The sequence below is a fragment of the Aquabacterium sp. genome (assembly GCF_035476535.1).
GTDB lineage: Bacteria > Pseudomonadota > Gammaproteobacteria > Burkholderiales > Burkholderiaceae_C > Pseudaquabacterium.
The window spans coordinates 1-19,799 of record NZ_DATILJ010000068.1 but is presented as its reverse complement, the minus strand read 5'-3'; the positions used below and the strand labels follow the sequence as shown (position 1 = coordinate 19,799).

General features: G+C 70.4%; 20 protein-coding genes. 14 read left to right on the top strand and 6 right to left on the bottom strand.

Features of this window, described 5'->3' with window-relative positions; translation table 11 throughout:
* On the bottom strand, positions 1–758 hold a 758-nt coding region (locus VLK61_RS06895), incomplete at its 3' end, for an SPFH domain-containing protein (RefSeq protein WP_325419540.1).
* A gap of 93 nt (positions 759–851) precedes the next feature.
* On the opposite strand from VLK61_RS06895, the gene VLK61_RS06890 reads away from it, so the two are divergent.
* The 4 genes from VLK61_RS06890 to VLK61_RS06875 all read left to right on the top strand — a co-directional run bounded on the left by VLK61_RS06890 (position 852) and on the right by VLK61_RS06875 (position 3,871).
* On the top strand, positions 852–1,616 hold the full coding sequence (locus VLK61_RS06890) for an NUDIX hydrolase (protein ID WP_325419539.1): 765 nt from the start codon (positions 852–854) through the stop codon (positions 1,614–1,616).
* Between the two features lie 157 nt (positions 1,617–1,773).
* Positions 1,774–2,406, top strand: a complete 633-nt coding sequence (locus tag VLK61_RS06885) for a LemA family protein (protein ID WP_325419538.1) — start codon at positions 1,774–1,776, stop codon at positions 2,404–2,406.
* 38 nt (positions 2,407–2,444) lie between these two features.
* A complete protein-coding gene (locus tag VLK61_RS06880) occupies positions 2,445–3,371 on the top strand; it encodes a TPM domain-containing protein (protein WP_414636780.1) in 927 nt (308 codons plus the stop codon).
* 2 nt (positions 3,372–3,373) lie between these two features.
* On the top strand, positions 3,374–3,871 hold the full coding sequence (locus VLK61_RS06875) for a TPM domain-containing protein (protein WP_325419535.1): 498 nt from the start codon (positions 3,374–3,376) through the stop codon (positions 3,869–3,871).
* Between the two features lie 38 nt (positions 3,872–3,909).
* Here the strand turns inward: VLK61_RS06875 and VLK61_RS06870 are convergent, their stop codons facing one another.
* Positions 3,910–4,674, bottom strand: a complete 765-nt coding sequence (locus tag VLK61_RS06870) for a hypothetical protein (RefSeq protein WP_325419533.1) — start codon at positions 4,672–4,674, stop codon at positions 3,910–3,912.
* Between the two features lie 116 nt (positions 4,675–4,790).
* On the opposite strand from VLK61_RS06870, the gene VLK61_RS06865 reads away from it, so the two are divergent.
* The 7 genes from VLK61_RS06865 (at position 4,791) to VLK61_RS06835 (ending at position 14,527) form a co-directional block, all read left to right on the top strand.
* The gene (locus tag VLK61_RS06865; RefSeq protein WP_325419531.1) at positions 4,791–6,545 is read left to right on the top strand and encodes an IlvD/Edd family dehydratase; all 1,755 of its coding nucleotides are present in this window, start codon (positions 4,791–4,793) and stop codon (positions 6,543–6,545) included.
* Between the two features lie 24 nt (positions 6,546–6,569).
* Complete coding sequence (locus tag VLK61_RS06860) at positions 6,570–7,499, top strand: dihydrodipicolinate synthase family protein (RefSeq protein ID WP_325419529.1); 930 nt, start codon at positions 6,570–6,572, stop codon at positions 7,497–7,499.
* Positions 7,500–7,623: 124 nt separating this feature from the next.
* On the top strand, positions 7,624–9,075 hold the full coding sequence (locus VLK61_RS06855) for an aldehyde dehydrogenase family protein (RefSeq protein WP_325419527.1): 1,452 nt from the start codon (positions 7,624–7,626) through the stop codon (positions 9,073–9,075).
* 10 nt (positions 9,076–9,085) lie between these two features.
* Positions 9,086–9,823: a FadR/GntR family transcriptional regulator gene (locus tag VLK61_RS06850; RefSeq protein WP_325419525.1), complete on the top strand. Its 738-nt coding sequence runs from the start codon at positions 9,086–9,088 to the stop codon at positions 9,821–9,823.
* A 125-nt stretch (positions 9,824–9,948) separates the two neighbouring features.
* Complete coding sequence (locus VLK61_RS06845) at positions 9,949–12,768, top strand: ATP-binding protein (RefSeq protein ID WP_325419523.1); 2,820 nt, start codon at positions 9,949–9,951, stop codon at positions 12,766–12,768.
* A complete protein-coding gene (locus VLK61_RS06840) occupies positions 12,765–13,598 on the top strand; it encodes an AraC family transcriptional regulator (RefSeq protein WP_325419521.1) in 834 nt (277 codons plus the stop codon). Before VLK61_RS06845 ends, VLK61_RS06840 begins: the two co-directional genes overlap by 4 nt.
* Positions 13,599–13,678: 80 nt before the next feature.
* The gene (locus VLK61_RS06835; RefSeq protein WP_325419519.1) at positions 13,679–14,527 is read left to right on the top strand and encodes a class I SAM-dependent methyltransferase; all 849 of its coding nucleotides are present in this window, start codon (positions 13,679–13,681) and stop codon (positions 14,525–14,527) included.
* A gap of 28 nt (positions 14,528–14,555) precedes the next feature.
* Here the strand turns inward: VLK61_RS06835 and VLK61_RS06830 are convergent, their stop codons facing one another.
* Positions 14,556–15,572 carry a zinc-dependent alcohol dehydrogenase family protein gene (locus VLK61_RS06830; protein ID WP_325419518.1) on the bottom strand — a complete coding sequence of 339 codons (1,017 nt, stop codon included), beginning with the start codon at positions 15,570–15,572 and terminating at the stop codon, positions 14,556–14,558.
* Between the two features lie 112 nt (positions 15,573–15,684).
* Between VLK61_RS06830 and VLK61_RS06825 the strand changes: the two genes are divergently transcribed.
* Positions 15,685–16,527, top strand: a complete 843-nt coding sequence (locus tag VLK61_RS06825; RefSeq protein ID WP_325419517.1) for a helix-turn-helix domain-containing protein — start codon at positions 15,685–15,687, stop codon at positions 16,525–16,527.
* On the opposite strand, the gene VLK61_RS06820 is transcribed toward VLK61_RS06825, so the two are convergent.
* Both VLK61_RS06820 and VLK61_RS06815 read right to left on the bottom strand, forming a co-directional pair.
* On the bottom strand, positions 16,528–16,917 hold the full coding sequence (locus VLK61_RS06820; RefSeq protein ID WP_325419516.1) for a DUF3037 domain-containing protein: 390 nt from the start codon (positions 16,915–16,917) through the stop codon (positions 16,528–16,530).
* Positions 16,895–17,671, bottom strand: coding sequence for a HipA family kinase (locus tag VLK61_RS06815; protein ID WP_325419542.1), 777 nt, complete (start codon positions 17,669–17,671; stop codon positions 16,895–16,897). The genes VLK61_RS06820 and VLK61_RS06815 overlap by 23 nt, the downstream gene beginning before the upstream one ends.
* A 91-nt stretch (positions 17,672–17,762) precedes the next feature.
* Between VLK61_RS06815 and VLK61_RS06810 the strand changes: the two genes are divergently transcribed.
* Positions 17,763–18,158: a hypothetical protein gene (locus tag VLK61_RS06810; protein WP_325419515.1), complete on the top strand. Its 396-nt coding sequence runs from the start codon at positions 17,763–17,765 to the stop codon at positions 18,156–18,158.
* Between the two features lie 10 nt (positions 18,159–18,168).
* Here VLK61_RS06810 and VLK61_RS06805 read toward each other — a convergent pair whose 3' ends face one another.
* Positions 18,169–18,648: an Lrp/AsnC family transcriptional regulator gene (locus VLK61_RS06805; RefSeq protein WP_325419514.1), complete on the bottom strand. Its 480-nt coding sequence runs from the start codon at positions 18,646–18,648 to the stop codon at positions 18,169–18,171.
* 106 nt (positions 18,649–18,754) lie between these two features.
* Between VLK61_RS06805 and VLK61_RS06800 the strand changes: the two genes are divergently transcribed.
* A complete protein-coding gene (locus tag VLK61_RS06800) occupies positions 18,755–19,723 on the top strand; it encodes a threonine ammonia-lyase (RefSeq protein ID WP_325419513.1) in 969 nt (322 codons plus the stop codon).
* The last annotated feature ends 76 nt before the right edge of the window (positions 19,724–19,799 follow it).

The following is a 19,799-nucleotide window of genomic DNA, read 5'->3' as shown; positions in this document are numbered from 1 at the left end:
GTTTCCAGGTCCACGTCGGCGACCATCTGTTCGTCGCGCAAGGCGTTCTCCTTGCGCAGCAGCGCTGCCTTGGCTTCCATCTGCGCTTCGCGGATCTCGCGCTTCTTCTGCTCGACGGCGAGTTCGGTGTCCAGCTCGTTCTGCCGGATCGCGCGTTCGTTCTCCACCGCCGACATGCGGCGGCCGTACACCGCATCGTCGGCCGCCTGGAGGTTGGATTCGCGCGCCTCGGCTTCGAGCGCGCGGGCGATGTCCGGTGTCGGCTTGATGGCCATGATCGAGACGCCGAGGATCTCCAGCCCCAGCGCGGCGATCTCGGCCTGCGCCGCGAGTTCGCCGCGGGCACTTCGTGCGATCAGCGCCGACGCGCGCAAGGCCTGCTTCAGCGCCAGCGCCTGCACCGCTTGTTGCACGATGACTTCCAGCTGCATCGCCACGCGCTCGCCCAGGCGAACCGGGTCGTCCGAGGCATGGTTCTGGCCGTCCGCGGCGAGCGAGAAGTCCATCATCGCGGCGGTGCGCCGCGGCTCGGCGATGCGGTAGGTGACCTGGCCTTGCACGGTGACGCTCTGGAAGTCGGCTGTTACCAGGTCCAGGATGAAGGGCCGGTCCTGGCTGGCCAGGGTCAGCGCCACCAGCGTGCTGGTGGGGGCATAGTAGTAGAAGGATTGCCCGGCGCCTTCCCGCACGAGCTTGCCACCGCGGAACTGCATCAGGTGCACGGTGGGCTGGGACTTGATGAATCGAAGGCCGAACATGAGCGTCTCTCTAAAGTTGTACAGAACAACTTTCATAAGTTGGACAATACAACTTAAGATCGGCATCGTCAAGCCAGAGCCCGGGGGTGCGTGATGACGAACAAAGGACGCGGCAGCGCGGGATCGGCGGCCGCTGAGGCAAGCCCGCCGGCGCAGCCCTTCGTGCTGCCCTACACCACGGTGGACGTGGTCATCTTCACGGTGCTGGAAGACGTCCTGCAGGTGTTGCTGGTGCAGCGGCCCGGCACGCCCGGCGAACCCTTTCCGGGCCTGTGGGCCTTGCCGGGCGGCTTTGTCGACGTGGCGCAGGACGCCGACCTGCTGGCCTGCGCGCGGCGCAAGCTGAGGGACAAGACGGGCGTGCGCAGTTCCTACCTGGAGCAGCTGGGCAGCTGGGGCAGCGCTGGACGGGATCCCCGCGGCTGGTCGGCCACGCATGCCTACTTCGCGCTGATTGCGGGCGAGAAGCTGGCGCTGGCCAAGGGCGCGAACGCGGCGGACGTGGCCTGGTTTCCGGTGGATGCGCTGCTGGCGCGCCAGCGGCTGGCCTTCGACCATCGCGAGATCGTGCAGGCCGCCGTCGAGCGCCTGCGCAGCAAGGTCGAGTACACCTCGCTGCCGGCCTTCCTGCTGGCCGAGCCGTTCACCTTGCCGCAGCTGCAGCGCATGTACGAATGCGTGCTCGGCCGCGCGGTGGACAAAAGCGGTTTCCGTACGCGCATGCTGGCGGCCGGGTTCCTGGCCGAGGCCGGCCATGTCGACGGCGAGTCGAACCGCCCGGCGATGGGCTATCGGCTGCGCGACCGGCAGGCGCCGGTGGTGTTTCCGCGCAGCTTCAGCCCGCGCGGGGGTGATTGAGCGCTGTTGCGGGTGTGCGCCAGCGCACAGCGCTGCAGGCTTGATGGGGGGAGAGTGGTCCCTTGTTTGCCCTGTGGCAACACGGGCTGACAACACGGGGTGGGCGCGCGCGGGTTGCCCATCGCGTGAATCGCCCCCATTCTCTGGAGAAACAAGCATGCGTCGATCGCTCATGGTCCTGCTGGCCGCGGCCCTTCTCGGCCTCGGTGGCTGCGGCTACAACACTTTCCAGACCGCCGACGAGCAGGTCAAGGCCGGTTGGGCCGAGGTGCTCAACCAATACCAGCGGCGGGCCGATCTGGTGCCCAACCTGGTCAGCACCGTCAAGGCCGAGGCCAAGTTCGAGCAGGACACCTTGACCAAGGTGATCGAGGCGCGGGCCAAGGCCACCTCGATCCAGGCCACGCCGGAGTTGATCAACGACCCGGCTGCGTTCGAGAAATTTCAGCAGGCGCAGGGCCAGTTGACCGGCGCGCTGTCGCGGCTGATGGTGGTGGCGGAGAACTACCCGAACCTGAAAGCCAACCAGGCTTTCCGCGACCTGGCCACCCAGTTGGAAGGCACCGAGAACCGCATCACGGTGGCGCGCAACCGCTACATCAAGGCGGTGCAGGAGTACAACGTGGCGGTGCGCTCCTTCCCGGCGAACCTGACGGCGATGGTCTTCGGCTACAAGGAAAAGCCCAGCTTCACGGTCGAGAACGAGAAGGAGATTTCGCGCCCGCCCACGGTGAGCTTCGATACGGCGCCGGCGCGGCCGGCCAGCGCGGCGTCCGGAGTCGGTCAGTGAGTCTTCGCGGCGGCCTGATGCACTGGGCCAGCGGCATGATGCACTGGGCCAGCGGCCTGGGGCCATGGGCCGGCGGCCTGGGGCGGTGGGCCAGCGCCGCGCTGCTGGCCGCCACGCTGTGCAGCGCGCTGTTCGCCAGCCTCGGTGCCGCGGCGCAGGTGCCGGTGCCGCCGCTGACAGGCCATGTGAGCGACCAGACCGGCACGCTGACGCCCGAACAGCAGGCCACGCTGGAGCAGACGCTGGCGGCCTTCGAGGCGCGCAAGGGCAGCCAGCTCGCGGTGCTGATGGTGCGCAGCACCGCGCCGGAAGACATTGCGCAGTACGCGCTGCGGGTGGCTGAACAATGGCAGCTGGGCCGCAAGAAGGTGGACGACGGCGCGATCCTGGTGGTGGCCAAGGATGACCGCGCGCTGCGCATCGAAGTGGGCTACGGCCTGGAAGGCGTGCTGACCGATCTGGGCAGCCAGCGCATCATCAACGAGACCATCCTGCCGCGCTTCCGCCAGCAGGATTTCTTCGGCGGCATCTCGGCCGGCGTGGCGCAGATGGTCGCGCTGGCCGATGGCGAAGCGCTGCCGCCGCCGCGCAGCAAGCCGGTGCGGCAGGCCAGCGATGTGCAGTCGCTGGCGCCCGTGCTGCTGGTCGTCGCGCTGGCGGTGGGCGGGGTGTTGCGCGCGGTGCTGGGCAAGCTGCCGGGTGCGCTGGTCACCGGCGGCGTGGTGGCGGGCATCGCTTGGTTCATGGCCGGCGCGCTGGCCGTGGCGGCCATCGCTGGGCTGATTGCGATGGGGGTCACGCTGTTCGGCGGCGGCCTGCTCGGCCGTGGCGGCCTTGGGCACCATGGCCGTGGCGGTTTTAGCGGCGGCGGCGCCTTCAGCGGTGGCGGGGGTGGTGGTGGTGGTGGTGGCTACAGCGGCGGGGGCGGCGGCTTCGGCGGCGGCGGCGCGTCGGGGCGGTGGTGAGCATGAACATCCGCCGCCTGCTCAAGCACCTGTTCACCACCGACGGCCGGGTCCGGCGCGCCTTTCCGCCGGCCAGCCTGGCGGCCATCGAGCAGGCGATCCAGGCCAGCGAAGCCGATCATCTCGGCGAGATCCGCTTCGTCGCCGAAGCTGCGCTCGACGGCGCACCGCTGATCCGCAATCAGTCGGCGCGCCAGCGGGCCATCGATGTCTTTTCGGAGCTGCGGGTCTGGGACACCGAGCACAACAACGGCCTGTTGATCTACCTGCTGCTGGCCGACCACGCCGTGGAGATCGTCGCCGACCGGGGCTTGCATGCCAAGGTCGGCGCGCCGGAGTGGGGCCGCATCTGCCGCGCGATGGAAGCGGCCTTCCGCGAGGGCAAGTTCACCGACGGCGTGCTCGACGGCGTGCAGGCCGTGACGCTGCACCTGGTCGCGCACTTCCCGGCCGCCGGGGCCAACCCCAACGAGTTGCCGGACCGCCCGGTGTTGCGCTGAGGCGCGCGGACCGGCCGGCACGGAATCGCCGGTGCAGATCACCAGCCCGTCGCGACGCAACAGCCGGCCAGCACCGCGGCATAGGCGCACTTCCAGGCCGCCGCCCGCTGCAGGCGGCGCATCGCCAGTTCGATGGGGCGCAGGCTGGGCCTCGGGCTGACCCGCATGCGCTGGGCGGGCCAGGACAGTTGCGGCAAGCCGGGCCATGGCCACACCAGCGCACCGGACGGCCGGAAGGCCGTCCAGGCGCAGGCCAGTGCCAGCGCGGACAGCCCGGCCACCGCCGCCGGTGGCAGCCGGCCGGTCCATGCCGTGACCAGCGCCGTCAGCAGCGCGGCGGCCAGCAGCCAGGGCGTGCGTGCGGCCCAATCACATGCGATGAGGGCCGGGCGGATGCGGGTGGTGGCCAGCAAGAGCAGCGCCAAGGCCAGCAAGCCCGAGACCTCGCCCGCAGCGTCGCTGAAGCGGCCCAGCGCCCACCCGGCGCTGGGCCACAGCGCCAGCACTTGCAGGCCCAGCCACAGCGTCGGCGGCCAGGCTTCGATGCGCGAGGCCCAGCGCAACAGGGCTGGCACGCGGGGCCGGCGGCGGCGCGCCTTGCCGCCATGACGTTCAAAGACAGCGGCCATCAGCTGCCCTGCGCGCTTGTCGATGCCTTCATCTGCTCGCTCCTGCGTCATGTCCTGCGGACGCAGGGCCTGCACCGCAGGGTCGCAAGCGCCGGCGAAGCGGGTTTGAAGCCGGTGCGGCAGCGGTGAGCGGGTCGTGAAGCGACCGTGAAGTCCGCCGGGCTTCAGCCGCACGGCGGTTAAATAGTCATACCAATCAGTTGAAAATAGCCCGCGCTATTCGGGTTTCCCGCATGCCGTTGGATAATTAGTCATACTTTAATCGGATCCACTCGATCAGAAAGCCCCGCATGTCGTCGAAGTCTCCCGTCAAGCTCCGTTCCGCCGCATGGTTCGGCACCGCCGACAAGAACGGCTTCATGTACCGCAGCTGGATGAAGAACCAGGGCATCCCGGACCATGTGTTCCAGGGCAAGCCCATCATCGGCATCTGCAACACCTGGTCGGAGCTGACGCCCTGCAACGCGCACTTCCGGCACTTGGCCGAATTCATCAAGCGCGGCGTGGTCGAGGCCGGCGGTTTCCCGGTCGAGTTCCCGGTGTTCAGCAACGGTGAATCGAACCTGCGGCCCACCGCGATGCTGACGCGCAACCTGGCCAGCATGGATGTCGAAGAAGCCATCCGCGGCAACCCGATCGACGCGGTGGTGCTGATGGTCGGTTGCGACAAGACCACGCCGGCGCTGCTGATGGGCGCGGCCAGCTGCGACGTGCCGACCATCGCCGTCTCGGGCGGGCCGATGCTCAACGGCAAGCACAAGGGCCAGGACATCGGCTCGGGCACGGTGGTCTGGCAGCTGCATGAACAGGTCAAGGCCGGCGCGATCACGATGCACGATTTCCTGGGCGCGGAGGCCGGCATGTCGCGCTCGGCAGGCACCTGCAACACCATGGGCACCGCGTCGACGATGGCCTGCATGGCCGAGGCGCTGGGCGTCACGCTGCCGCACAACGCGGCGATCCCGGCGGTCGATGCCCGCCGGCAGGTGCTGGCGCACCTGTCGGGCATGCGCATCGTCGAGATGGTGCAGGAAGACCTGAAGCTGTCGAAGCTGCTGACGCGCGAAGCCTTCGAGAACGCCATCCGCGTCAATGCCGCGATCGGCGGCTCGACCAATGCGGTGATCCACCTGAAGGCGATTGCCGGGCGCATCGGCGTGCCGCTGAACCTGGAGGACTGGACCACGCTGGGCCGCGGCACGCCGACGCTGGTCGACCTGCAGCCCTCCGGCCGCTTCCTGATGGAAGAGTTCTACTACGCCGGTGGCCTGCCCGGCGTGCTGCGCCGCCTGGGTGACGCCGGCCTGCTGCCGCACCCGGAGGCGCTCACCGCCAACGGCCAGACGCTGTGGGCCAACGTCAAGGACGCGGCGATCCACGATGCCGAGGTCATCCGCCCGCTGGACCGGCCGCTGGTCGCCGACGGCGGCATCCGCGTGCTGCGCGGCAACCTGGCGCCGCGCGGTGCGGTGCTCAAGCCCTCGGCGGCCAGTGCGCATTTGCTGCAGCACCGCGGCCGCGCGGTGGTGTTCGAGAACCTCGAACACTACAAGGCGCGCATCGAGGACCCCGAACTGCCGGTCAGCGCCGAATCGGTGCTGGTGCTGAAGAACTGCGGCCCGCGCGGCTACCCCGGCATGGCCGAGGTCGGCAACATGGGCCTGCCGCCCAAGCTGCTGGCGCAAGGCGTGACCGACATGGTGCGCATCTCCGATGCCCGCATGAGCGGCACCGCCTACGGCACTGTCGTGCTGCATGTCGCGCCCGAAGCGCGCGCCGGCGGGCCGCTGGCTGTCGTGCGCGATGGTGACTGGATCGAACTGGATTGCGAAGCCGGCCGGCTGCAGCTGGACATCCCCGACGACGAGCTGGCGCAGCGCCTGGTCGACTGGCAAGCCCAGCAGGCGCAGCAGCCGCCCGACCCAGCCGACGCCGGCGGCTACCGCCACTTGTATGTCGAGCATGTGCTGCAGGCCGACGAAGGCTGCGACTTCGGCTTCCTGGTCGGCTGCCGCGGCGCGGCCGTGCCACGGCACTCACACTAACTTGCAAGATAGGCGGCCCTCCCCATGAGCAACAGCATCCAGCCCCGCTACCGCGGCGTCTTCCCGGTGGTGCCCACCACCTTCGATGAACAGGGCGGGCTCGACCTCGCCAGCCAGAAGCGCAGCGTCGATTTCATGATCGACGCCGGCTCGAACGGCCTGTGCATCCTGGCCAACTTCTCCGAGCAGTTCCTGCTCGGCGACGACGAGCGCGAAGTGCTCACGCGCAGCATGCTCGAGCACGTCGGCGGCCGCGTGCCGGTGATCGTCACCACCACGCACTTCAGCACCGAGATCTGCATCGCCCGCAGCCGGCGGGCGCAGGCGCAGGGCGCGGCTATGGTGATGGTGATGCCGCCCTACCACGGCGCCACCTTGCGCGTCGGCGAGCCGCAGATCGAAGCCTTTTTCCAGCGCCTGTCGGACGCCATCGACATCCCCATCATGATCCAGGACGCCCCGGTTGCCGGCACGCCGCTGTCGCCGGCCTTCCTGGCGAAGATGGCGAAGGAGATTGCGCAGGTCGCCTACTTCAAGATCGAGACCGCCGGCGCCGCGAACAAGCTGCGCGAGCTGATCCGCCTGGGCGGTGACGCGATCGAAGGGCCCTGGGACGGCGAAGAGGCGATCACGCTGCTGCCCGACCTGGACGCCGGCGCCACGGGTGCGATGACCGGCGGCGGCTACCCCGACGGCATCCGCCAGATCATGGACGCCTATGCGGCCGGCCGGCGCGAAGACGCCGCGGCCGCCTACCAGCGCTGGCTGCCGCTGATCAACTACGAGAACCGCCAGGCCGGTTTCCTGGCCGCGAAGGCGCTGATGCACGAAGGCGGCATCATCGCCTGTGCCGCGCCGCGCCACCCCTGGCCGGACCTGCATCCCGCCACCCGCGCCGGTTTGATGGACACTGCCCGTCTTCTGGACCCCTTGGTCCTGCGCTGGGCACGATGATGGCCCACCCCCGATGCGCCTGCGGCGCCTCCCCCTCAAGGGGGCGCCGCCAGCGGCCCGGCAAAGCCGGTTCCGCGGCGTCCGCTGGACAATCCGCGCACTGCAATGACGACGAGGACAAGACATGACCCGCTTCGACAACTACATCAACGGTGCCTGGGTGGCTGGCGCCAGCACGCGGCCGAACATCAACCCGTCGGACATCAGCGACGTGATCGGCGATTACGCGCAGGCCGATGCCGCGCAGACGGCTGAGGCCATTGCCGCCGCACAAGCCGCGTTCCCGGCCTGGGCCACCGCGTCGCCGCAGGTGCGCTTCGACGTGCTGGATGCGGTCGGGAACGAACTGCTGGCGCGCAAGGACGAGATCGGCCGGCTGCTCTCGCGCGAAGAAGGCAAGACCCTGCCCGAAGGCATCGGCGAGACCACGCGCGCCGCGATGATCTTCAAGTACTTCGCCGGCGAGGCGCTGCGCACCGGCGGCGAGGTGCTGCCTTCGGTGCGGCCCGGTGTCGGCGTCGAGGTCTTCCGCCAGCCGCTGGGTGTGGTCGGCCTGATCGCGCCGTGGAATTTCCCGATCGCCATTCCCGCCTGGAAGATCGCGCCGGCGCTGGCCTATGGCAACTGCGTGGTGTTCAAGCCGGCCGAACTGGTGCCCGGCTGCGGCTGGACGCTGGCCGACATCCTCAGCCGCACGCTGCTGCAGAACAAGGAGTTCAGGGGCGTGTTCAACCTGGTGATGGGCCCCGGCTCGCAGGTCGGCCAGACGCTGGTGGAGTCGCCCGTGGTCCGTGCGATCAGCTTCACCGGCTCGGTGGCCACCGGCCGCCGCATCATCAGCGCCTGCGCGGGCCGCCAGGCCAAGGTGCAGGCCGAGATGGGCGGCAAGAACCCGCTGGTGGTGCTGGACGACGCGGACCTGGCCGTGGCCGTCAACGCCGCGGTGCAGAGCGCCTACTTCTCCACCGGCCAGCGCTGCACGGCGTCCAGCCGCATCATCGTCACCGCCGGCATCCACGATGCGTTCGTCGAGGCGGTGGTGAACAAGCTCAAGACACTGAAGATCGACCACGCGCTGAAGGCCGGCACCGACATCGGCCCGGTGGTTGACGGCAAGCAGCTCGAGCAGAACCTGAACTACGTGGCCATAGCGCGCAAAGAGGGCGGCCAGCTGGCGTTCGGCGGCGAGGCGGTGGAGCGCGACACGCAAGGCTTCTACCAGCTGCCGGCGCTGATCACCGGCACGACGAACGCGATGACGATCAGCCGCGAGGAAGTCTTCGGCCCGGTGGCCAACGTCATCCGCGTGGCCGATTACGACGAAGCGCTGGCGGTGGCCAACGACACCGAGTTCGGCCTGTCCTCGGGCATCTGCACGCGCTCGCTGAAATACGCCACGCACTACAAGCTGCATGCCCAGGCCGGCATGGTGATGGTCAACCTGCCGACCGCCGGCGTGGACTACCACGTGCCCTTCGGCGGCAGCAAGGGCTCGAGCTACGGCCCGCGCGAGCAGGGCGCCTATGCGCGCGAGTTCTACACGGGCGTGAAGACGGCCTACCTGCAGGCCGGCTGATGCCGTTGCCATGGATGCCAAGACCCGCCCCGAGCTGTCGACCTACCGCCGCAAGCCCGATGGCAAGAGCATGCACGGGCGCATCGTGCGTGAACTGGGTCTGCGCATCCTGGCCGGCGAGATCCGGCCGGGTGAGCGCCTGCCTGGCGAAGCCGAGCTGCTGAACGCCTACGACATCAGCCGCCCGGTGCTGCGCGAGGCCGTGCGGGTGCTGGTGGCCAAGGGCCTGGTGATGTCCAAGCAGCGCGCCGGCGCCACGGTGCGGGCGCGCCAGGAGTGGCATCTGCTCGACCCCGATGTGCTGTACTGGCTGATCCAGAGCAAGCCCAAGCGCGAATTCGTCGACACGCTGATGACGGTGCGCCGCATCATCGAGCCGGCCGCCGCCGCGCTGGCGGCCACGGCGGCCACCGAAGCCCAGCTCGCATCGATCGCCGAAGCCTATGCCGGCATGGCGGCCGCCACCACGCCGGCCGAACTGCTGGAGCCCGACGTGGCCTTCCACCGCCGCATCGCCGAAGCCACCAACAACGAATTGCTGGCCTACATCGGCAACATGCTGTCGCTGGCGCTGCGGGAGTCGATCAAGCTCAGCAGCCAGCTGCCGAACACCCACGCGCTGTCGCTGCCGCGGCACAAGGCCATCCTCACCGCGCTGCAGAACCGCGACCCGCAGGGCGCGCGCCAGGCCGCGCTGGTGCAGCTGGAAGAGACCGGCGGGGATCTCTCGATCGTCATCGAGGGCTGAGAGCCCCGGCCCCCTGGCGACCGCCCAGGTCGCCGTTGGCAACCTGCCCCCTGGGGACCGATGGCTGCCCGGCTTAGCGCGCGTTGTTGCAGATCGGCTAGATTCCGCCCGGGGAGTCCACAACGATGAATCACCACCGCAGTGAGGATGCCGGCGCCGTCCCGGCGGGCGCGGCGCCGCGTGGCCTCACGCTGCGCCAGTTCCTGCGCCGCCTGATCTGGCTGTGCATGCTGCCGCCGGTGCTGCTGGCCGCCTACCTGGGTTTCGACAGCGTGCGCACCATCCGCCAGCTGGACGATGCCGCCGGCGCCCGCCTGGCCAAGCAGGTGGCGATGACGCTGGACCAGAGCCTGCGCGCACGCATCGATGCGCTGAAGGTGCTGGCCGCGTCGCCACTGCTGCGCGGCGATGCGCGGCTGCCGGAGTTTCACGAGCAGGCGCAGGCCTTCCGCCAGACCTACGGCAGCGAGGTGATCCTGGCCGATGCGCAGGGCCAGATGCTGCTGCACAGCGGCCAGGCGTTCGGCAGCAGCCTGCCCAAGCTGCCGCGGCCCAGCGGCCATGCCGCCGCGCCCACCGCGCTGGCCACCGGCCGACCGGCGGTGGGCGACAGCTTCATCGGCCCGATCAACAAGCTGCCGCTGACGGCGATCGCGGTGCCGGTGCCGCGGGCTGCTGCTGCCGAACCTGCAGCGCCCGCGACGAACCAGGTGCTGCTGACGACCCTGCGCACCCAGCTGTTCCAGGACATGCTGAACCCGCTGTCGCTGCCAGCTGGCTGGTCGGTGGTGGTCTTCGATGGCAAGCACGATGTCGTGGCGCGCCATCCGGCCGCAGCGCCGACCTCGACCCCGACCCTGGCATCGTCCCCCGCCTCGGGCACGGCGGACGACACCACGGGGGCGCGTTTCGTCGTGCCCTCGGCGGAATCGGCCTGGTCGGTGGCCTTGCTGGTCTCGCCGGCCAGCCGGCGCGCGCCGCTGCTGGACGCCGCCCAGGCGCTGGTGGTCGCGATCGTCGGCTCCGCCTTGATCGGCCTGCTGGCCGGCACGCTGGCCAGCCGCCGCCTGGCGCGCGCGGTGGCCACGCTGGCCGATGAGCAGAGCGCGCTTCCAGCCGATGCGCGCGAGATCGCCGAGATCAGCGTCGCTCGCCTGCGGCTGCAGCAGCTGGCCGGCGAGCGGGAGGCGGCCACCACCGCGCTGCGCGAGAACGAGGCCAGCTTCCAGGAGCGCCAGCGCCACCAGCTGGAAGCGCAGGTGCAGCAGCGCACGGCCGAACTGGAGGCCGCCAACGCCGCGCTGGCCGAACGCGCCGCGGCGGTGGCCGAGCTCTACAACCGCGCGCCCTGCGGCTACTTCTCGCTGTCGCCGGAGCGACGCGTCGTCGAAGTCAACGACACGGCGCTGCAGATGCTCGGTTTTGCCCGCGAAGAGATGCTGGGCCAACCCATAGGCGCGTTCCTCGGCGCGTTCCTCGGCGTCGACGGCCCGGCGCTGCTCGAGCGCCGCTTCGTCGAGTTCACGCAAACCGGCCGCGCGCGTGATCTGGATTGCGAGATCCGGCGCAAGGATGGCAGCACGCTGCCGGTCCTGGTCACCGCCGATGTCGTGCACGACGCGCATGGCGTGTTCCTGCGCAGCCGGGCGATGATGGTCGACAACAGCGAGCGCCTGGCCCGCCAGCGGCAGATCGAGGCGATGCAGCAGGAGCTGGCCCGCCGTGCCGACGAAGCCGAGGCCGCGAACCGCGCCAAGAGCGCCTTCCTGGCCAACATGAGCCACGAGATCCGCACGCCGATGAACGCCATCATCGGCCTCACGCACCTGATGTCGCGCGAGACGCGCGACGCGCAGCAGCAGGACCGGCTGGTCAAGGTCGACGATGCGGCCAAGCACCTGCTGCAGGTCATCAACGACATCCTGGACCTGTCGAAGATCGAGGCCGGCAAGCTGGAGCTCGAAGACACCGCGTTCTCGCTGGACCTGCTGGTCTCGCGGGCCTTCGAGATGGTCAGCGCCCGCGCGCGCGACAAGGGTCTGGAACTGGTGCTGGACACCGATCACCTGCCCCAACGCCTGCGCGGCGACCCGACGCGGCTGCTGCAGGCGCTGATCAACCTGCTGAGCAATGCGGTGAAGTTCACCGAGCGCGGCTGGGTGCGGCTGCGCGGCGATCTGCTGCGTGAAGAAGCCGGCCGGCTGGAAGTGCGCTTCGAGGTGCGCGACACCGGCGAAGGCATCGCGCCCGAGCGCCTGGCCCAGCTGTTCAACGCCTTCGAGCAGGCCGACAGCTCGACCACCCGCCGCCACGGCGGCACCGGCCTGGGCCTGGCCTTGACGCGCCATCTCGCCACGATGATGGGCGGCAGCGTGGGCGTCAGCAGCACGCTGGGCGAGGGCAGCTGCTTCTGGCTGACGGTCTGGCTGCAACGGGCGCCCACCGAGCCCGAAGCCGCGCGCCCGGTGGCGCTGCGCGACACGCTGGCGCGCGTGGCGCATGGGCCGACCCTGCCGGTGGAGGCCCTGCCGTCCGACGCGAGCGAGCATGAAGAGCTGCTGCGCAGCCGCCATGCCGGCCAGCGCGTGCTGCTGGCCGAGGACAACCCGATCAACCAGGAAGTGGCGGTCGAGTTGCTGCGCAGCGTGGGCCTGCAGGTCGACACGGCCGACGATGGCGCCATCGCGGTCGACCTGGCGCTGGCCAAGGGCTACGACCTGATCCTGATGGACATCCAGATGCCGCGCCTGGACGGGCTGGCCGCGACCCGGGTGATGCGCGACAAGCTGCCCGGCAACCCGCCCATCATTGCGATGACCGCCAACGCCTTCGGCGAAGACCGCCTGGCCTGCCTGGCCGCCGGCATGAACGACCACGTGGCCAAGCCGGTGGACCCGGACCTGCTGTACGCGACCTTGCTGCGCTGGTTGCCGCCGCCGCCATGACGCCGGCGCCCGCGCACCGCTGCCAAGTGCTGGCCACGCCCTGGCCCGGCATCGAGTGCGTGCACACCGAGAGCGGCCGCCATTTCGGCCGGCATTGGCATGCCACCTACGGCCTGGGCCTGCTGGACCAGGGCGCGCAGACCTCGGCCAGCGGGCGCGGCGAGGTCGATGCCCACGCCGGTGACGTGATCACCACCAACCCCGGCGAGGTGCACGACGGCCGGCCGCTGGGGGGCCCGTCACGGCGCTGGCGCATCGTCTACCTGACGCCCGAGGCGCTGGCCGCGGCGATCGGCGCCGATGCGCCGGCAGGCTGCCGCGACCTGGTCTTGAGCCAACCGGTGATCCGCGACGCCGCGCTGGCGCAGGCGCTGCGCCGCCTGTTCGCCCGGCTGGCGCAGTCGCCGGTGTCGAACGACGCGCGGGGGATGGCCAGCGACGAAGCGCTGGTCGAAGCGGGCGCCTTGCTGCTCGGCCGCCACACCAACACCGCAGCGCCGCGAGAGGTGGCCGCGGACGTCCGCCGCGTGCGCGAGCGCCTGGCGGATGACATGCTGCAGCCACCGAGCCTGGGCGAACTGGCGGCGATGGTGGGGCTGAGCAAGTACCAGCTGCTGCGGCGCTTCCGCGCGGCCCATGGTCTGCCGCCGCATGCCTGGCTGCTGCTGCAGCGGGCCGAGCAGGCGCGGCGCCTGATCCGCGGCGGCCTAGCGCTGGCCCCCGCCGCCGCGGCCTGCGGCTTTGCCGACCAGAGCCACATGACGCGCACCTTCGTGCGGCACTTCGGCTACACGCCGGGGGCCTGGCAGGCGGCCGCCAGCCGGCGCTGAGCGCAACCACGTTCAAGACGCCGGCGGCCGGCCTGCCGACACTGCGGCCTTGTGCAGCCACAGACCCCCGACCGCCCACCATGAACGACGCGTACATCCACGGCTATCTGGCCCGCGAAAGCACCCGGCTGCAGGACCAGGCCGACACCCTGGCCGCGCTGCTGCACGAGGGCACGGCGTACCCGCCCGGCAGCCGCGTGCTGGAAGCCGGCTGCGGCGTGGGCGCCCAGACGCTGACGCTGGCCCGCCGCAGCCCGGACGCTCACTTCACGAGCTTCGACATTTCGGCGGCCTCGGTGGCCGAAGCCGCGCGGCGCGTCGCCGAGGCCGGGCTGCTCAACGTGCAGTGCCTGCAGGCCGACCTGCTGGCGCCGCCGTTCGCCGCCGAGTCCTTCGACCATCTGTTCGTCTGCTTCGTGCTGGAGCACCTGCCGCGGCCCGTCGAGGCGCTGGCGGCCTTGCGCCGCCTGCTGCGGCCCGGCGGCAGCCTGACGGTGATCGAAGGTGACCACGGCGCCACGCTATGCCATCCGGCCGGTGTGCAGGCGCAGTGCGTGATCGACTGCCAGGTCGAGCTGCAGCGCCGCGCAGGCGGCAATGCGCTGATCGGCCGGCAGCTCTATCCGCTGATCAGCGCGGCCGGCTTCGCGGCGGTGCAGGTGCAGCCGCGCATCGCCTATGCCGACGCCAGCCGCCCGGGCTGGGTCGACGGCTTCACGCACAAGACCTTCATCGCGATGATCGAAGGCGTGCGCGACGCGGCCATCGCCGCCGGCCTGGCCACGCCAGCGGATTTCGATACCGGCCTGCAGCAGCTGCGCCGGACCACCGAGCCCGACGGCAGTTTCTGCTACAGCTTCTTCAAGGCCACCGCCATCAAGCCGCTTGCAGGTCCGGCTCATGCGACAGGGCCATGTCGCGCTGGATGAAGCTGCTCAGTGGCGATGTGTCCATGGTTCACGCCAATGAAATGACGACCTTGCCGAACGACTGGCCGCGCGCGAAGTGGCGGTAGGCGTCCAGCGCTTGCGAAAACGGGAAGACACGGTCGATCACCGGCCGCAGCCTGGCCTGCGTGATGGCTCGGTTCATCGCCTCGAAGCTGTCGCGGTGGCCGACGAAAACGCGGCGTATCGTCGCCATCGTCGTGGCGTAGGCCTGCGCCGAGATCTGGATGTCGGGCTTGTGCACGCCGCGGGTGATCAGCAGCATCACCTGGCCGTGCAGGCTGACAGCGCGCATCGACTGCTCGATCGTGTCCGGGCCGAAGGTCTCGACCACCAGGTCGGCACCGGCGCCGTTCGTGGCCTGGCGCACCGCCTGGCCCCAGTCGGGCTGCTCGCTGTGGTTGATCACGACGTCGGCGCCCAGCGCCTTCAGGCGCGCGGCCTTGTCGGCGCTGGACGTGGTGACGACGGTTCGCGCGCCCAGCAGCTTCGCGAACTGCAGTGCAAACAGCGAGACGCCGCCCGAGCCCAACGTCAGCAGCGTTTGGCCGGCGATCACCGGCTGCGGGCCGACGACGGCGTTCCAGGCCGTCACGCCGGCGCAAGGCAGCGTCGCCGCCTCCTCCCAGCTCAGGTGATCGGGCACGCGCACGGCCCACTCTTCGTCCAGCGGTGCGAGCTCGGTGAGCATGCCGTCGAGCGCATTGCCCAGCTGGTCGAACATCGCCGGCATGATCGGCCCGCTGCGCCAGCGCGCGAAGTAGTGGCCGGCCACGCGATCGCCGATGCGAAAGCGCGTGACACCTTCGCCGACCGCCACCACCTCGCCGGCCCCATCGCTCAGCGGCACCACGCCCGGCCGCGCCGGCAGCGGGTAGCTGCCGTTGAGGATGAACAGGTCACGCTTGTTCAGCGCCGCGGCCTTCACGCGCACCAGGATCTGCCGCGGGCCGGCACGCGGCGCCTCGCGCTCGCGCAGCACGATGCCGTCGGGGCTGCCGGGGGTTTCCAGGATGTAGCTGCGCATGGGGTGGCTCCTGCCGTGTTGTCGATGGCATGCATCGTCGGCCGGCGGTGCCGGAGGGTCCATTACCTGGCAGGTCATGGCCGGGCATGGCGCGCTGCGTTAGCCTTGCGCGATGAACCTGCTGACCTCACCGAGCACCGACGAATCCGCCGTCTTCGGCGCGCAGCTGCGGGGCTGGCGCCTGGCCCGCGGCCAGAGCCAGCTGGCGCTGGCGCTGGCCGCCGGCGTCTCCACCCGGCACCTGAGCTATTTGGAAACCGGCCGCGCCGGCCCCAGCCGCGAAATGGTGCTGTCCTTGTCGCTGGCGATGGCGCTGCCGCTGCGCAGCCGCAACCAGCTGCTGATGGCCGCCGGCTTTGCGCCGATGTACCGCGAGACTGCGATGGACGCACCGGCGATGGGTCCGGTGCGTGACGCGCTGCAGTTCATGCTGCGCGCCAACGAACCGAACCCGACCTTCGTCGTCGACCGGCGCTACGACGTGACGGACGCCAACGCCAGCGGCCGGTGGCTGCTGTCGGCCTTCGTCGCCGATAGCACGCATTGGACGCGGCCCTGGAACATGGCGCAGCTGATCCTGCGGCCCGAGGGCATGCAAGCCTTCCTGCGCAACGGCGACGAGGTGCAGCGCAAGGTGCTCGGCCGGCTGAAGCGCGACCTCGGCGGCGCGCAGCCGCGCGACAGCCGCGACGAGGCCTTGCTGCGCGAGATCTCGCCGGCGCTGGCCCGCCTGGGCCAGGCGCCCTTGCCGAACCCGCCGCTGCCCGGCGAGCCGCTGCCGCTGCTGGTGGGCCTGCAATTGCAGCGCGGCGAACTGGCGCTGAACTTCTTCACGACCATCGCCACGCTGGGCACCACGCTGGACGTGACGCTGCAGGAAATGCGCATCGAGACGCTGTTCCCGGCCGACGCGCCGACCCGGGCGTTCTTGACGGCGCGAGCGGCCGAAACCTAGTCAAGCGATGTGCACCATGCGCTGCATCAGCTTGTCCAGCGCCCGATCCAGGTTGTCGCAGCGCCCGCTGTGCACGGTGGAGGTCTGCAGGCTGGTGCTGCGCGGCGCCACCAGCCAGTCGAAACGCTCACGCGCTGACAGATGCTTCAGCGGCCCGGCCGCATCGCCACCGGCGCAGATGGCCGGTATCGCGGCCAGCGCCGCATGGATCGTGGGCAGGTCGACATCCGGCGCCAGCGCCAGCAGCCGCGCGTCGTCCAGCGCGATGGCGGCTTTCAGGTAGCCCGCGGCCTTGCACGAGACGATGGCGCCGGCATTGATGAATTCGCCGCGCTCTACCCGCGGCACCACGCGCACGATGGCGTAGTCATAGGTGTGCAGCGTGGGCACGGGCGGCCTCCGAGGCAAAGGCACGCGGCGCTTGCAGCCGGCGCGCGAAGTAGTCGATGTAGGCCTGGCGCTGCGCGGCGGCGTCGGCGAACAGCGGCTCGTCGTTGAGCCACTCGTCCGGGATCAGCGCCACCACCTCGGCAATGCGTTGGGGTGTGATGCATTCGGCCATGCGCGCATCGGCCTCGGCGAGCGCGCTGGCGCAAGGCAGCAGCACATGGTCCTTGACCAGCGTGAAGGGGCTGGCCGCGCGCTCCAGGAAACCGTCCCACTGGTGGTGGAAGTACAGCGCCGCGCCATGGTCGATCAGCCACAGCTGGCGGTGCCACAGCAGCAGGTTGGCGTTGCGCGGCGTGCGGTCGAGGTTGGTGACGAAGGCGTCGAACCAGACGACGCTGGACGCCAGCATCGCGTCGGGCCGCTCGGCCAGCGGGTCGAAGGTGACCGAGCCGGGCAGGTAGTCCAGCGCCAGGTTCAGGCCGCCGCTGGCGCGGATGAGTTCCTGGATCTCGGGGTCGGGCTCGGTGCGCGCCAGTTCGACATCGAGCTGCGCGAACACGATCTCGGGCACCGGCAGGCCGGCGATGCGCGCCAGTTCGCCGGCCACCAGTTCGGCGATCAAGGCCTTGGGGCCTTGGCCGGCGCCGCGGAACTTCAGCACGTACAGGCCGTCGTCGTCGCCTTCGACGATGGCCGGCAGCGAGCCGCCTTCGCGCAGCGGCGTGACGTAGCGGGTGGCGGTGATGGTGCGCAGCGGCATGGTGGGGGATTGTCCCCTGTGCGCCGCGTGGCCCAAGGGCACCGCTAGACTGGCCGGCCGAATCGTCATGCCTTCCCGATACGCGATGTCCTCTCGTTCTTCGTCACCGCGCCAGGCCGGTTCGCCAGCGCCGCCGCAGACCCCGTCCCGACCGGAGCACTGGGAGGCTGATGCCGGCGACGCCGATGTGGCGCAGCTGAGCATCCCGCCCGACCTGTACCGCGACCGGCGTTTCGAAGTCTTCTGCACGCTCAGCGTGGACAGCGGCGGCCGCGACGGCGCCTGGCACGCGTTGCGCGTGCTGGTCAACGGTTCGCAGGAATGGCAGCGCCGCGAGGCCACGCAGGCCCACGGCCGCGATTCGCTGGACTACCGCTTCCGCCGTGTGGTGCCGGCCGGTGAACCGCTGCGCGTGGTGGCGGCGACCGACGTGCAGGGTGCACGCCGCGTGCGCCTGCGCATCACCGCGGACGAGGACTGATTCGGGCTGCTCAGCCCTTCGGAATTGCCAGCGGCCCGCCGCGCAACGCCGCCTCCAGCACGATCTGCGTGGTGTAGCCGCGCACGTTGGCGTCGTGCAGCAGGCAGGCCTCGCAGAAGGCTTCGTAGGCGGCGAGGTCGGGCACGATGACGACCAGCACATAGTCCACCGGGCCGGTCACGCCGTAGCACTGCTGCACTTCGGCGCGGGCCAGCACGGTGTCGCGGAAGGCGCGCATCGCGCGGGCCGATTCGTCGTGCAGGTCGACCTCAACGATGGCGGTGACACCCAGGCCCAGTTGCCGGCAATCCAGCACCGCGGTTTCGGCGACGATCACGCCGGTCTCGCGCAGCCGCTTGAGCCGGCGCTGCACCGCGGCGGCTGACAGCCCCACCTGCGCGCCGATCTGCTCACTGGGCACCCGCGTGTCGCGCTGGTACAGCGCGAGGATCTGTCGGTCGAGGGCGTCCAGCGTGGCGGTGTCGGGCATGGTGGTGTCGTGCGGCCGCAAACGCGGCGGTGAATTTGCGGCTTGGCCGCAGGCGGGGCCCCAAGTCTGCGGCCGAGCACCCCGGGCGCTTGCGCACACTGGCGGCATGACGATTATCGAATCTCCCCACCGCCTGTCGCTGGCCCACATCGCGCGCGCCGCGAGCGTGATTCACCCGCTGTTCCGCGACAGCCCGCAGTTCGAGTGCGAACCGCTGAGCCAGGCGCTGGGCGCGCCGCTGCTGCTGAAGCTCGAGACGCTGAACCCGCTGCGCTCGTTCAAGGGCCGCGGCGCGGATTTCTTCCTGCACGAGAACGCCCACCGCCTGGCCGGCCGCACGCTGGTCTGCGCCACCGCCGGCAACTGGGGCCAGGCCATGGCTTTCGTCTGCCGCGCGCGGCAGTGGCCGCTGGTGGTGTACTGCGCGACGACGGCCAATGCGCTGAAGGTCGAGCGCATGCGCGCCATGGGCGCCGACGTGCGCCTGTACAGCGAAGACTTCGACGCCGCCAAGGCCGAGGCCCGGCGCTTCTGCGAGGCCAACGGCGCGGTGTTCGTCGAAGACGGCCAGGAGGCCAGCATCAGCGAAGGCGCCGGCACCATCGGGCTGGAGTTGCTGCGCACGCCCACCTTCGACACCGTGCTGGTGCCCTTGGGCAACGGCGCGCTGCTCACCGGCATCGGCCGCTGGATCAAGGCCCATGCACCTGCCGTGCGCGTGATCGGCGTCTGCGCCGAAGGCGCCGATGCGATGGCCGCCTCCTGGCGGCAGGGCAGGGTCATCGATCGTGAGTCGGTGCGCACCATCGCCGACGGCATCGCCGTGCGCCAGCCGGTGCCGGCCGCGGTAGCGGACATGCAGGGCACGGTGGACGAGGTGCTGCTGGTCAGCGAAGCGGCGATCGAGCGTGCGATGCGGCTGGTCTTCAGCAGTGCCGGCGTGCTGGTCGAGCCCGCCGGCGTGGTCGGCGTGGCGGCCGTGCTGGAACACCCGGAGCTGCGCTCGCGGCGCCTGGCCACCGTGCTGTGCGGCAGCAACCTCACGCAAGACCAGGTGGCCCGCTGGCTGCTGTGAAGAAGGAACAGACCATGATCGATCACGTCTCGCTCGGCACCGCGCGCTATGCGCAGGCCGTGGCGTTCTACCAGCG